Below are 13,855 nucleotides of genomic sequence, written 5' to 3'. Positions count from 1 at the left end.
GGTGCATCCATCGTGAAAAGAAAAATGTCTGCGGGGCGGGTGCTGCTGTATGCAGTGCTGATCCTGTATGCGCTGGTCACCCTGTATCCCTTCCTGTGGATGGTGGCGGCCTCCTTCAAACCCCTGCGGGAGATCGTGGGCGGCAACATGAGCCTGCTGTCCGGCAACATGTCGCTGGACAACTATGCCACCATTTTCGGGCACAGCTCGCTGTTCCCGCGCTGGTTTTTGAACTCGCTTATCATCTCGCTGGTGGGTACGGTCATCAACGTGTTCATCAACTCCATGGCAGGCTATTCGCTGTCCTGCCTGAGCTTCCCCGGGCAGAACCGAATCTATCACGGTCTCCTGCTGTTGATGATGATCCCCGGGCAGGTGCTGCTGATCCCCAACTACCTGCTGCTGAAGGAATTTGGGATGCTGGACTCCTTCACGGCCCTGATCCTTCCGGCAGCAGCCAACATCGGCAACATCTTCCTGATGCGGCAGTTCTTTATGAACTTCCCCCGGGATGTGATCGAGGCCGCCGAGATCGACGGTCTGGGCCGCTACGGCGTGTTCTTCCGCATTGCCATGCCGCTGGCACGGCCCACCATTGCGACCACCGCCATCTTCGGCTTTATGGGGTTCTGGAATGAGTTCACCAAACCCATGCTCTACCTCAAGACCCAGACCAAGTACACTCTGACGCTGGGACTGCAGAGCTTCCAGTCCCAGAACGCCGGAACCATGTGGAATCAGGTCATGGCTGCTGCCTGTATCTCGGTGGTGCCCATCATCCTGCTGTACCTGATCTTCAACAAGTTCTTCCTGGTCGGTGTACGCATGGACGGCGAAAAGTAAATCACTTTACGCAGGGGCGCAGTTTTCTCCCGGCAGCCTTTCCGGATGCGGAGCTGGTTTGCAGCAAGGGCAGCCGCAGAGGGACTGCGCCCTTTTTTGTTGGAACAGGAGGTTCTGCAAATGAAAAAAACGTGGTGGAAGGAAGCGGTGGTGTATCAGGTATACCCCCGCAGCTTTCAGGACTCCAACGGCGATGGCATCGGGGACCTGCCCGGCGTCACTGCCCGGCTGGACTATCTGCACACACTGGGTGTGGACGTGATCTGGCTTTCCCCCTTCTATCAGTCTCCGGGGCTGGATATGGGCTATGATATCAGCGATTATCAGGCCATCGACCCAAAGTTCGGCACGCTGGCGGACTTTGACGCCCTGCTGGCAAAGGCGCATGCACTGGGCATGCGGGTGGTCATCGACCTTGTGGTCAACCACACCTCGGACCAGCACCGCTGGTTTCAGGAAAGCCGCAAAAGCAGATCGAACCCCTACCGGGACTACTACATCTGGCGGGATGGGGTCAACGGCGGCCCGCCCAACAACTGGGGGTCCAACTTCTCGGGCAGTGCGTGGAAGTATGACGAAACGACCGGACAGTATTATCTGCATACCTTCGGGGATTTTCAGCCGGACTTGAACTGGGAGAACCCGGCGCTCCGGCAGCAGATCTACCAAATGATGCGCTGGTGGTGCGACCGCGGGGTGGACGGCTTCCGGATGGACGTGATCAGCATGATCAGCAAAACACCGCAGATGCCGGACGGCGAACGAAAGCCCGGCAGCATCTACGGCAGTTTTGCCCCCTTTGTGGTCAACGGCCCCCGGGTGCACGAGTACCTGCAGGAGATGAACCGGGAGGTGCTGAGCTGCTACGACCTGCTGACGGTGGGGGAGTGCGCGGGCCTGACCACCCGGCAGGCCTGCCAGTATGCCAACGAAAACGGCACTGAGCTGACCATGGCGTTCCAGTTCGAGCACATGGATCTGGACGGCGGCGAGAGCTTCAAGTGGAACCTGCGCAAGATCAACATCGTGGAGTTGAAGCAGCTGCTGAGCAAGTGGCAGTACGATCTGCAGGACAAGGCGTGGAACAGCCTGTACTGGTGCAACCACGACCAACCCCGCATCGTGTCCCGCATGGGGGACGACCGCACGCCGGAAGCCCGGGAACGCAGCGCCAAGGCACTGGCCCTGTGCATCCACATGATGCAGGGCACGCCCTATGTGTACGAGGGCGAGGAACTGGGCATGACCAACGGACACTTTGAAACGCTGGAGGATTTCCGGGACGTGGAAAGCATCAACGCTTACCGCGAACTGACCGGTGCCGGGGTGATCGGACCGGAGGTGATGATGGCCTTTCTGCGCTACAAGAGCCGGGACAACGCCCGCACCCCGATGCAGTGGGACGACTCGCCCAACGGCGGCTTTACCACCGGCAAACCATGGATCGGGGTCAACCCCAACCATCGGCAGATCAACGCGGCGGAGCAGCTGGCAAGGCCGGATTCCGTGTTCCACTTCTATCAAAAGCTCATTGCGCTGCGCCATGCCACACCGGTCATCGTGTACGGACGCTACGACCTGCTTTTGCCGGAGGACCCGCAGCTGTACGTCTATACCCGGACGCTGGACGATCAGGAACTGCTGGTGGTCTGCAACCTGACCGGCAGCAGCGCGGCGCTTGCCCTGCCGCAGACCTTTGCCGCCGGTACGCTGCTGATCTCGAATTATGAGGATACCACCCCGTGCCCGGCGATGCAGCTGCGTCCCTGGGAAGCCTTTGCAATGTTACAGGAGGACTGAATTATGAACTTCAAAGCGATCATTTTTGATCTGGACGGTGTGATCTGCTCCACCGATGAATACCACTATCAGGCATGGAAAAAGATGGCGGATTCCATGGGCATCTACTTTGACCGAACCATCAACAACCGCCTGCGCGGCGTGTCCCGCATGGAGAGTCTGGAGATCATTCTGGAGCGTTATCAGGGCCAGCCGCTTTCCGATGCCAAAAAGGAAGAGCTTGCCACGATGAAAAACGACATCTACCGGGAAAGCCTGCATCAGATGAGCACTGCAGACCTGTCGGATGAGGTGCGGGACACCCTGAACGCCCTGCGCGCAAAGGGCCTCCGGCTTGCCATCGGTTCTTCCAGCAAGAACACTCCTTTTATCCTGAAGCGGCTGGGGCTGGAGAACTTTTTTGATGCGGTCAGCGATGGCAACAACATCACCCGCTCCAAGCCGGACCCGGAAGTGTTCCTGAAGGCGGCACAGTTCGTGGACATGGAACCGGCGGACTGTCTGGTGGTCGAGGATGCTGTTTCCGGTGCACAGGCGGGCCATGCAGGGGGCTTTCAGGTCGCCTGCGTGGGAGATGCCAGCGCAGCCGGTGCCGGAGACTTCAACCTGAAGTCCTTTGGACAGCTGCTGGAACTGGTCTGAACTGCAAAGACAGGAATGAATGCGATGAAGGATCAAACTGCATTTTCCACCCGTTTTGCCCGCCATCAGGACGAGCTGGAATGGCTGTTCATGGAACTGTACCACAACCGGGAAGGGCTGGAGGTTCTGGAGCGGGAGATGGCAGACGCCTACAACGCCCGCAGCGCCGAGCTGAAAGCACTGGACAAGGCACGCTCTGCCGACCCGGAGTGGTACAAGCGTGGCAATATGTTCGGCATGACCATGTACACCGACCTCTTTGCCGGAAATTTGAAAGAGCTGGCAAGGAAGCTGCCCTACCTGAAAGAGCAGAAGCTGACCTATCTGCACCTGATGCCCCTGCTGCAGATGCCCCACCCTCACAACGATGGCGGCTATGCGGTGGAGGATTTCGACACCGTAGACCCTGCCCTTGGCACGAACAAGGATCTGGAAAACCTGACCCGTGAACTGCGGAAAGCCGGCATTAGCCTGTGTCTGGATTTCGTGATGAACCACACCGCCAGCACCCACCGCTGGGCGATGGCAGCAAAGGCAGGCGACCCATGGTTTCAGGCGTATTACCATCTCTATGATGACCGCACCATCCCCGACCAGTACGAGCAGACCGTGCCGCAGGTGTTCCCCAACACCGCACCCGGCAACTTTACCTGGTGCGAGGAAATGCACAAGTGGGTGCTGACCACCTTCCACGACTACCAGTGGGATCTGAACTACGCAAACCCGGCGGTGTTCGTGGACATGACCAAGAGCATCCTGCATCTGGCAAATCTCGGCGTGGAAGTGTTCCGCATTGATGCCGTGCCCTATATCTGGAAACAGCTTGGCACCACCTGCCGCAATCTGCCGCAGGTGCACACCATCGTGCGGATGCTGCGCATGGTTCTGGAAGTAGTCTGTCCGGCGGTCATCCTCAAGGGCGAGGTGGTCATGGCACCCAAGGAGCTTGCTGCCTATTTCGGCACGCCGGAAAAACCGGAATGCCACATGCTCTACAACGTGTCCACCATGGTCAACCTGTGGGGTGCCCTTGCCAGCCGGGACACCCGGCTGCTGAAAGCCCAGCTGGATGCCCTCCACGCCCTGCCGGACAACTGCTGGTTCGTGAACTATCTGCGCTGCCACGATGATATCGGCTGGGGTCTGGACGAGGCGGTGGAAAACCGGCTTGGCATCGACCCGCAGAAGCACAAGGAATACCTGTACCACTTCTACGAGGGCAATTTCCCTGGCAGCTGGGCAAAGGGTGAGCTGTACAATTACGACCCTGCCACCGGCGATGCCCGGAGCTGCGGCACCACCGCCAGCCTGTGCGGCGTGGAGCAGGCACTGGAAAAGGGCGATAAAATCGCACTGGACTACGCCGTAAAGCGTGACCTTTTGCTGCACACCGCCATGGCATTCTTGAAGGGCTTCCCCATGCTGAACTGTGGCGATGAGATTGCGCAGCGCAATGGCTGGGATTACAAAAACGACCCCGACCGCGTAGAGGACAGCCGCAATCTGCACCGCAGCAAATTCAACTGGGAGGATGCAAAGCAGCGCACCCGGAAAGGCACGCTGCAAAACGCTCTGTGGCAGGGCATGGAAGAACTGCGCAAAATGCGGGCAGACCCCTGCTTTGCCCCGGATGCGTGGGTGACCACATGGGACAGCCATAACCCCGGCGTGCTGGCACTGGTGCGCAAGCGCGGCGAGGAAACGCTGGTGGGACTGTTCAACTTTACCGAGTACCCGGCAGGGGCAAGTCTGGACGCTCTGGGCGGCGAGTATCAGACCGCAGATGGAGCTTCCGTCTGGCTGGCGGATGTGGAGCTGAAACCCTATCAGGCACTGCTGGTGCGCCGCTGAAAGGAGCAACCATGGATATTGTAACGATCGGTGAAGTTTTGATCGACCTGACCCAGACCGGCAAGGATGAAAAAGGCATCCCTCAGTTTGCCGCAAACCCCGGCGGCGCCCCAGCAAATCTGGCGGTGGCTGCTGCCCGGCTGGGGGCACAGACCGCCTTTATTGGCAAGGTGGGTGCAGACGCCTTTGGTCGCTACCTGAAAGAGGTTCTGGCAGAAAACAAGGTAGACGTTTCCGGCATGGCGGTGGATGCAGACCACCCCACCACCATGGCAGTCGTGTCGGTGGATGCCACCGGTGAGCGGAATTTCAGCTTCTACCGCAGCGCCAACGCCGACGTGATGCTGAGCAAAGAGGACATTTCGGACAAGGCTCTGAAAGCCGCGAAAATCGTCCACTTCGGTTCTGTCAGCCTGACCGCCGACCCCTCCCGCACCGCTACGCTGGATGCTGCTGCCCGCGCCAAAAAGCTGGGTGCTGTCATTACTTATGACCCGAATTACCGTGCCAACCTCTGGAAGAACAAAGAGGATGCCATTGCTCAGATGAAAGCACCCCTGCCGCTGGTGGATATCTTGAAAGTGTCCGATGAAGAACTGCCCCTGCTCACCGGCACCACCGACTGCGAAAGTGGCACGGCACAACTGGCACAGAACGGCATCCGACTGATTTTTGTCACCTTGGGTGCAAACGGCGTATTCTACCGCTTTGGAGAGAAAACCGGCCATGTGGCCGGCGTTCCCTGCAAGGTGGGCGACACCAACGGCGCAGGGAATACCTTCTTTGGTGCTGCCCTGTCCAAGCTCTGCAAGGAAGAGCTGGACACCCTGACTGTGGACAAACTGGAAGCCATTCGGGCTTTTGCCAACAAAGCGGCCAGCATCACCACCAGTCGCCACGGTGCAATTCCGGCGATGCCAGCATTAGACGAAGTTAAGATATAATAAAAACCGACCACGAACCTGTATTCTAGTACAGGCCAGTGGTCGGTTTGCTGTCAATATATGTTGATCTTCCAGTCTGCCATGGTCGCAGGCGAGGGAAAGATAATGCTCGATTTCTCCACCCATCACAAACTGGGTATACTCCAAGGATTTGTCGTAGAAATGGATACCTCATCTACAATGCCTGCAGGGCTATGCCGATTTGATTTTGAATGGTGAGCCGGAGGAGTATTTGAAAAAAGTAGCTGGAAGCCATGGGTTAGAAGATTAAGGGCAAAACAAAAAACAGGGTGCGCCCACCCGGACGCACCCTGGCAAAAGCCACAGACGATAGCGATATGTACAACAGGGAGTTCCCCAGAGCAGAGTTCCCATAAAACAGTATTTGCAAAAGTTCCCTAAATGGGGAAGATTTGGCGTGACTTCGGTCACGCCTTTTCTTTTGCTTCCAGTTCATCCAGAGGGATGTACCCCAGCCCATCGTACTTGATATGGATGTGCTGCACCCGCTTTCCGCTGGACTTATTCGGGGCATCCACATAGATGGCTGACACCAGTTCACGGAGAGCATAAGGGGTGAGTTCTTCAATATGAACGTATTTGTGCGCTTTCTGGACGAACTTCTCAATATTCTCGATCTGCTGTTCCTGTACTTCGATTTCCTGCTGGATAGAGAGGGCTTCCTCTTCCAGATGCTTCTGTTCGGCATCGTAGCTCTGGCTCATCATGTCAAAGCGTTCATCGCTCAGCTTTCCGCTGGCGTTATCCTCGTAGATTTTCATGAACAGCCGTTTGAGGTCTGCAATCCGCTTCTCATTCCGGGCAAGCTGCTTCTTCAGGACGGTCAGCTTTTCGGTGCTTTCCACCCGAAGCTGCTCCTCCATGACCTTGCGGAAGTAGTCTTCATGACGGAGAATGTAGTCCGTCACCCGCTGAACATGACTCAGTACACGTCCTTCCAGAACCTTTACCCGGATGAAGTGTCCCTTGCACTTGCTCCCGTTCTTCTTGTGCAGAGAGCAATCAAAGAAGTCTTGACTGAAGTCCCTGTTGTTGGACGAACCATATTGCATCTTGGAACCGCAGTCAGCGCAGTAGACCATACCGGAGAAAATGCTGCTCTTGCCTGTCCGAGTCATGCGGTGACGCTGGTTACGAATCTCCTGAACCTTTTCAAACACATCATCGTCAATAATGCGCTCATGTGTATCCGGGAAGATAGCCTGATTTTCCACAGGATTCAGATGTCTCTTTTTATCCCAGATAGAGTTAGTATAGGTCTTGAAGTTGACTGTGCAGCCAGTGTACTCCCGGCGTTCCAGAATCAAACTTACTGCTCTTTTATCCCAGCGGTAAGGGTCTTCCGGGGCAGGTGCGTTTGTACTCCGGCCATGGCTCAGCTTGTAGGCGGTGGGAGTCAGAACTTTGTCCACCCACAGTTGGTTTGCAATTTGGGTCGGGCCACGTCCCTCCATGCACATGGAGAAGATGCGCTTCACAATCGCAGCCGCTTCCGGGTCAACAAGCCAATGCTTCGGGTTCTCCGGGTCTTTTACATAGCCGTACGGAACATTGACCGTCAGCGGCACTCCACGCTCTCCCTTGGCCTTCTGGACAGCCCGAATCTTGCGGCTGGTATCGCGGGCGTAAAACTCGTTGAACCAGTTCTTAATACCCGCAAAATCGTTGTTTACGCTGTTCGGGTCAATGGTGTCGTAATTGTCGTTAATGGCAATGTAGCGAACGCCATACTGGGGAAAGGTAAAGTTTGTGTACAGACCCGTCAAGGCAGAGTTGCGCCCCAGTCGGGACAGGTCTTTCGTGATAACGATTCCTACACGCCCTGCTTCGATCTCGACCAGCATACTCTGAAAGCCGGGGCGGTCATAGTTCGTGCCGGAGTAGCCATCATCCACAAAGAACACCGGGTTCGGGAAGTGGTTCTTTTTGGCGTATTCCAGAAGGATAGCCTTCTGGTTCTCAATGGACAGGCTTTCGCCGAGCCGTGCGTCCTCTTGCGACAGTCGGCAGTAAAGTGCGGTGATTTTATTCGTTGCTCCAGACATTGTTGTGTCCTCCTTACTCTGTGGAGCAACTGTCGGTACAGGATTGGTTACCGGGTCAAGTATAGCAGAATTGGACGCAGTTGTCATTCGTCTGCACCCTCATCTTCAAATTTTTGCTGGGCGTTCTTGGCAACAATGCGCTCCAGCTTCTTCAAAAAGGACTCCTTGCCCTCATAGCTGCCGGTCACGGTGTAGGTGGTGTGACCGACTTTCTCCGTGGTGGTCAGTTCTGGAATCCAGAAAGCGGACAGGTTCTTGACATGGAGGTTGCCGTTCTCGTCCACATAAGAGCTGTGTTTCTTCTGCTCTTCGGTCAAGGGCTTCCGCTTGAAATAGATTTCATTTTCGGAGATGTTCACAGTCTCGCTGGTCTGCTCTTTCGGGGCATCATCATACAGCTGTGCGAAAAATGCCAGTGCATCTTCGGGTGGTTCTTCCTCCATGAGCTGCTCGAAAACTCGCTGTTCCTCTGCCGAGAGGTTATTCCATGCGGCTTCCAACTCCTGCTCGTTGGCTGCGTTGACGAAGGCTTCGATCTCTTTTTTCATGGTGCATCCTCCTTTGGCTGCGAAAAGCGGATTTTCAAAAAGTATGGGTTTTCGTGAGAGCAAGAATCGTCCCGTGGCCACAAATTTTCAATTCTTGAAAATTCTTGCCCTTTTGGGACAGCTTCTTGTTGGGGCGTGCCTGCCCCAAACCCTGCTAGGTGATTTCATTCTTGGTGGTTGCTATATTGCTTATATGCCTTTTCAAATCCTGATTTGTTATATATGATAAATTTATAACATTCTCCATCTTTCATGGAAATTGCTGCAACAGGAACGACCATCTGACTCCATGAAAGCTCCCTTATCTCGTTCATGGGCAATACAAGGTTGCGATACAGTGGACTGACTGTGAGCTTTTGAGTTGAATATGTAATGCTCTGTTCATCAATGTACAAACCACCGCCAATGATTCCATTACGGCATAAGCTACACACAAAAGTTTTTCCCATAATATTACCGCCTCCTATTAGTTGATGGTTGGTTAAGTTGAGTATATCATATTGATTTCCAGAAGAACACCCCTATATAGGAGATTTTAGCCGTTTTACTGCGTACGTGCGTACGAGAGATTGGTACGCACGTACGCAGCGATTTGCCCGAAGCGCACCCTATATAGCCGTTTCCCCCTCGGAGAGCCCACTACACTTTGCAGACCACAGGGATGAAAGTGTCATAGTGGGTTATTACACTTCCGCAGAAGTGCCTTCTCCTCGCCGCAGACAGCCGGGTGTGCCTTTTGTGAGAGCTTTCTGTGCGGCGAATCTACATCGCCCACAGGCGATGTAAGCAGGGATTCCAAAGGGGCGCAGCACCCTTGGCACACGACTTTGGTACAAAGTCTAGTGTGTTACACCTTTCCAGAGATGTACACGTTCCTGAAATGCAAAAAGCCCCATACCCAACACCTTGACGGTGCGGACATGGGACTTGATGATTCCTCGGCCTAGCCGGGTACTCGTAACCAATCCTGACAGGCAGTTGCCGTGTCATTTCTCGAAAACTGTTTTACGAATACCCAGCAAGTGGGAACTTCCTGTTTTTCGTTGTTTGCATGATGAGCCTGCTCCGCCTGCCATGCAGCAAATTCTCTTTGCCCTTCCTCGCTGTTCCAGCAGGCAAGGATGGCCGGGTAGAATGCCCGCGCCAGACGGTCAATGACTTCATCGGGATAAGGGGAAGTGTTTGTGGACTTTTTCTTTTTGTTCAAACGCACGCTCCTTTGGACATCTGTGAACAGCATACCATGTGCCTGATGTTATGCTGTCTGGTCTTTAACATCTGCGAGTGCGGCTTCCAGAGAAGCAAGGTAGTCCTTATGCTTGTGAATGATCTCCAGAATCACATCACGCTGTGCATTATCGGGCATCTGCTCCAACTGGTAGTTGAACGAAATACGGAAACGAGTAGTGAGTTCTTCCAACGCCACATACTCGTACCGTACATCCTCCGGGTAAGCATCGCTGTCGTAAACCGATTCAAACTTTCGGAATGGCATGACAGGCGCTTTGCCCGGAACGCGGATCACACCGTCAGCGTCAGGCGTCGGTTCCACCTTCAGCTCCGGGTGCAGAATATCCTGCAAAGTTTGTGCCCGGTCATGGTAGGCCGTCCTGGCAAGGTGGTGCATATCCGCTTTGGACACTTTCGTCTGTCCGGACAGGATGCTCTGCTTTAGCCCCGGCATCAGTTCTTCTGCGATCTCCACGCCTTTCATATACTTCGAGGCGCGGATAACGGTGTCCTTGCTCACTCCGTTTTCTTCTGCGATTCGGTCGCAGGTTTTGCTGTTGTCGATCAAGTTCGCTTTTAGCGAACTTGATTTTGCATCGCTGCTCTTGCGATCACCGCCGTGCGCGGCTTTTTCGGCTTCATACTGTTTGCCCATCAGGTAGTACTTCTGCTCCGGGGTTAAATTGCGCCGTCCCAACTGGTTTTTGCAAATCCAAGCGAGAACTTCTTCTCTGCTTTCAAACGGGAGCGGCATGGTGGAAAAATAAATCTCCGGGTGTTTCTGGAGGATGGCATAACGATTGTGTCCGTCAACAAAGGTGTTGTTCCACACGATCAAAGGAGAAATCAGCTTGCCCTCTTTCAGGATATTCTCTTCAAGCTGCTTAAATTCATCATTGGTCAGAGGAGGAATCTGGGACTGGAACTCCGGATCGATTTTCAGGTTGATCATACGCATACTCCTTTATCTCTCCTGCGCCGGTTCTTCCTCCCGGAAAAAGGACGCAACATTCTGCTTTGCGGTTTTCAGTTTGAGCAGTTCCTCTTTAGCTTCCTTGTACTGCTCGTAGAACTTTGCCTTTTCGGATGCCATTGCATTGTACTCAGCTTCCAACTTTTTCGGACTGGGCAGCTTCGTGATGTTGTTTGCCTTGAGATAGGCTGCTGCCGTCCGGTATGCTGTCAGTTCTGCACGGTGCTGTTCTTCAAAGGCTGCGGGTCGTTTTGCGGCTTTTAACTGTTGTGCGATGTTCTTGGTGTTGGTGTAGGCTACGACGTGATAGCGCAGCTCTTTGTTGGTTTTCATGCGACCTTCGAGGTCTTTCACCACCGCCAGTGCGTCGTGATACTTGGTTTCCAGTTCGGCGATGCGCTGGTTCAGGGCGTCCTTGTCGGTCAAGTCTTTTTCCTGCAGAAGCTTCACGGTCTGTGCCATAACTTTGAGATTGTGTTTCGTGAGCCAACGCTTATAGCCGATGCCCTTGCCCTCGGTCATCCTCGACTGGATGTCGATCAGTTTCCCGATGGTATCCTGCTTGAACTGAACCTTGGGTTTGCGTTCGGCGTTTGCCTGCAACGTGGCAAGCACTGCCACCTTATCGAACTTGTCACCGAGATGTTTCGCCCGGATAAACTTTGTTCTGCCAGAGGGCAGATAACTGAGCTGTCCACGGCTTTCCTTGACGGCAATACCGTACTGCTGCATGAGCTTGTCAGAGAAATCTTCAAAGCTGGTGGCACGGTACAGCACCGAAGAAATCTGTTTCCGCAAGGTTCGCGTTTGCGAAGCAACAAAAGCCCCAGTGGGGCTTTTGAGTGACCGAGCGGTTTGCGCAGCAAATGGAGGGGCCTCGCCCCGACAAGCGACTTTTACGGTTTCAAACTTCTTCTGCTTGGGCTGCTGTCCAGTTTTGGTAAGGGTTGCGTTCTCACGGTCAAGTTTCATTTGGCCGCGCCTGCGCGCCCAATACTCGGCTTCGCTCACACGTTCCTTGGAGCCGTTGAGCAGGTTAATCTGGTACAGTCCGGCACTTTCGCATAGTTCCATGACCTCGACACGGAGATGCCGCATGGTTTGGGCTGTGCTGGAATGCTTCATGCCCTCGCGCCAGTCGCGGGGCTTCTGCATATAGGGCTTGCGTTCTACTTCTCGCGTTCGGACGCTGCCGATCACGATGTGGACATGGATATTTCCCGAATGGTTGTGTCCATCCGGGTGAGTGCAGATGATGGCAGGATGACCGGGGAAGTTTTCTTTGCAGAAGTTCAGGCCGAGAGCCTGTGCCTTTTCCATGGTCAAGCCGTTATCGGCTGCATCTCTGGGGTCAAAGCTGATGATATATTGATGGCTCTTAATATCACCATGCTGGGTGTTCTTGCCATACTTGTGGTTTGCCAGCAGATAGGCTGTTGCAAAGGAGAAATTGCCACACTCAAGCGTATTGAGCAGGTAGGATTCCCGCAGCATGGGTCTGCCATGGTCGTCCAGAAGTTGCTTTCCTGTGAACGCATCGTGCTGGTAAACAAGGTACGCTTCGATGGCAGTGTAGTCCGAGTTTTTAGAGGCGATATGCTTGAGCGTTGCCATACAGTTCACCCAGAACTTTCTCGGCGCTGAGCCGGAATGCAGTCAGGTCTGCAAGTTCGTCAAGGAGTTTCGCCCGGAGCTGCTCGGTGTCTGCACCGCCGGAATTGAAGTGCCTTGCAAGCTGGTTGAGGTTTCCGCCCACCTTGCTGCACTGGGCAAGCAAAGTGGAAACAGCGGTCAGGGTTTCTTCGCCGCCGCCTGCAACGATGACCGTTTTCTCGATCTTGACGTTGTGGATGGCGCGGCGGATAAAAGTGGAGAGGGAGAGATTCAGGAGTTTGCAAGTGAGTTCCAGTGACGCTTTTTCCTCCGCTGTCACACGGAACTTGATGACGTGCGTTTTGTTGTTCGGCGTGTCGTGGTGCTGGGAATTGCTAGGAATCGGTTGAACATTCGTTTTGGTCATTGTACCTCCTGTCTGTTCGATAACTCCTCGGTGAAGTTATGTAAGGCACGACACGCCGTTCCATTCGTGCCGTAAGGCACGAATGATGAGCAGGGTTTGGGGTTGGACCGCGTTTGCGAAGCGCAGCGCAGCAATGAAAGCCCCAGTGGGGCTTTTAAGCGGCAGCGCGGTCTGCGACAGCAGATGGAGGGGCGTTGCCCCGACAAGCGCTACCCCAACAAGATCACTTCGGAAATGCAGACGCATTGCAGAAGTGAAGTCCCGGTGGAGCACAACATTTTCAAGAATTGAAAATTTGTGGCCACGGGACGGTTCTTGCCCTCTACCGCTGCGCTCAAAACGTATTTTTAACAAATGTTTCCGAATTGTTAAGACGCAAAAATAAGTAGAGAGTTCCACTGCTCGTGTATGTTGATCGCCGTTTGCTCCGAACGAAGTTCCTGCCCCTGTTTTGCAGCGGCGTTGTCCGGCTCGCTCACGGAAAGTGTGAGGTCATGGCACGGTATCTCGTTCAGACGGCTTATTCAAGATTCAAGGTGCGGTATGAAGAAAGCTAGGCGCAGTGCGGACACTACGTCCGGCTTCTTTCAAGCACAAGAATAACACTTTGAGGTTGTATGGTCGACAACTGAAAACAAATTTCGGAGAACTGCACAACCACAAAAGGTTCTATTTGTAAAAAAATACCGCCCATGCAACGCAGTGATGATTTTGTCGGGTGAAACAGCGGCAAAATGAATCGGGTGTGTTGCGGGGCGGTATCGGAACTCCACACAGCGTCTTAAACAAAAGAAAATGCGAGCGACGTCAGTGACGGCACTCGCACAAAAGATTACTCTTTTTAATATCAATGATATTATATGTGAACTAATTCAACTTGTCAACAACTTTTTTCGATAAGATGCTGTGCGCAGATAATTGTTTCTCTTTGAAAAACA

13 protein-coding genes and 1 pseudogene are annotated in these 13,855 nt (G+C 54.1%); 6 read left to right on the top strand and 8 right to left on the bottom strand.

Annotation, left to right across the window (positions count from 1 at the left end; translation table 11 throughout):
* Nucleotides 1-12 precede the first annotated feature (12 nt).
* The 5 genes from MTP39_RS09395 (at nucleotide 13) to MTP39_RS09375 (ending at nucleotide 6,080) form a co-directional block, all read left to right on the top strand.
* Nucleotides 13-843, top strand: coding sequence for a carbohydrate ABC transporter permease (locus MTP39_RS09395; protein ID WP_249240328.1), 831 nt, complete (start codon nucleotides 13-15; stop codon nucleotides 841-843).
* Nucleotides 844-963: 120 nt separating this feature from the next.
* Nucleotides 964-2,643 (top strand): glycoside hydrolase family 13 protein, encoded by a 1,680-nt coding sequence (locus tag MTP39_RS09390; RefSeq protein ID WP_249240327.1) that lies wholly within the window; start codon nucleotides 964-966, stop codon nucleotides 2,641-2,643.
* A gap of 3 nt (nucleotides 2,644-2,646) precedes the next feature.
* Complete coding sequence (gene pgmB, locus MTP39_RS09385; protein WP_249240326.1) at nucleotides 2,647-3,285, top strand: beta-phosphoglucomutase; 639 nt, start codon at nucleotides 2,647-2,649, stop codon at nucleotides 3,283-3,285.
* Between the two features lie 24 nt (nucleotides 3,286-3,309).
* A complete protein-coding gene (locus MTP39_RS09380; protein WP_249240325.1) occupies nucleotides 3,310-5,136 on the top strand; it encodes an alpha-amylase family protein in 1,827 nt (608 codons plus the stop codon).
* A gap of 11 nt (nucleotides 5,137-5,147) precedes the next feature.
* A complete protein-coding gene (locus MTP39_RS09375; RefSeq protein ID WP_249240324.1) occupies nucleotides 5,148-6,080 on the top strand; it encodes a carbohydrate kinase family protein in 933 nt (310 codons plus the stop codon).
* Here MTP39_RS09375 and MTP39_RS14110 read toward each other — a convergent pair.
* Nucleotides 6,060-6,227 carry a hypothetical protein gene (locus tag MTP39_RS14110; RefSeq protein WP_442899397.1) on the bottom strand — a complete coding sequence of 56 codons (168 nt, stop codon included), beginning with the start codon at nucleotides 6,225-6,227 and terminating at the stop codon, nucleotides 6,060-6,062. The two genes, MTP39_RS09375 and MTP39_RS14110, sit on opposite strands and share 21 nt — an antisense overlap.
* 20 nt (nucleotides 6,228-6,247) lie before the next feature.
* On the opposite strand from MTP39_RS14110, the pseudogene MTP39_RS14055 reads away from it, so the two are divergent.
* Nucleotides 6,248-6,351: pseudogene (locus tag MTP39_RS14055) on the top strand (DUF6061 family protein); the annotation flags it as partial.
* 157 nt (nucleotides 6,352-6,508) lie between these two features.
* Here the strand turns inward: MTP39_RS14055 and MTP39_RS09365 are convergent.
* The 7 genes from MTP39_RS09365 to MTP39_RS09335 all read right to left on the bottom strand — a co-directional run bounded on the left by MTP39_RS09365 (nucleotide 6,509) and on the right by MTP39_RS09335 (nucleotide 12,917).
* A complete protein-coding gene (locus MTP39_RS09365; RefSeq protein ID WP_154276619.1) occupies nucleotides 6,509-8,233 on the bottom strand; it encodes a recombinase family protein in 1,725 nt (574 codons plus the stop codon).
* Nucleotides 8,230-8,694 carry a hypothetical protein gene (locus tag MTP39_RS09360; protein WP_112120869.1) on the bottom strand — a complete coding sequence of 155 codons (465 nt, stop codon included), beginning with the start codon at nucleotides 8,692-8,694 and terminating at the stop codon, nucleotides 8,230-8,232. The genes MTP39_RS09365 and MTP39_RS09360 overlap by 4 nt, the downstream gene beginning before the upstream one ends.
* 164 nt (nucleotides 8,695-8,858) lie before the next feature.
* A complete protein-coding gene (locus MTP39_RS09355) occupies nucleotides 8,859-9,143 on the bottom strand; it encodes a hypothetical protein (protein ID WP_015538118.1) in 285 nt (94 codons plus the stop codon).
* A gap of 494 nt (nucleotides 9,144-9,637) precedes the next feature.
* A complete protein-coding gene (locus MTP39_RS09350) occupies nucleotides 9,638-9,907 on the bottom strand; it encodes a hypothetical protein (RefSeq protein ID WP_242994758.1) in 270 nt (89 codons plus the stop codon).
* Between the two features lie 42 nt (nucleotides 9,908-9,949).
* Nucleotides 9,950-10,876: a hypothetical protein gene (locus tag MTP39_RS09345; RefSeq protein ID WP_249240323.1), complete on the bottom strand. Its 927-nt coding sequence runs from the start codon at nucleotides 10,874-10,876 to the stop codon at nucleotides 9,950-9,952.
* 12 nt (nucleotides 10,877-10,888) lie between these two features.
* On the bottom strand, nucleotides 10,889-12,511 hold the full coding sequence (locus MTP39_RS09340; RefSeq protein ID WP_249240322.1) for a relaxase/mobilization nuclease domain-containing protein: 1,623 nt from the start codon (nucleotides 12,509-12,511) through the stop codon (nucleotides 10,889-10,891).
* Nucleotides 12,483-12,917, bottom strand: coding sequence for a plasmid mobilization protein (locus MTP39_RS09335; protein ID WP_249240321.1), 435 nt, complete (start codon nucleotides 12,915-12,917; stop codon nucleotides 12,483-12,485). Before MTP39_RS09335 ends, MTP39_RS09340 begins: the two co-directional genes overlap by 29 nt.
* Nucleotides 12,918-13,855 lie beyond the last annotated feature (938 nt).

It is taken from the genome of Faecalibacterium sp. I3-3-33 (genome assembly GCF_023347295.1).
Classification (GTDB): domain Bacteria; phylum Bacillota; class Clostridia; order Oscillospirales; family Ruminococcaceae; genus Faecalibacterium.
This window is presented reverse-complemented; position numbering and strand designations above follow the sequence as displayed.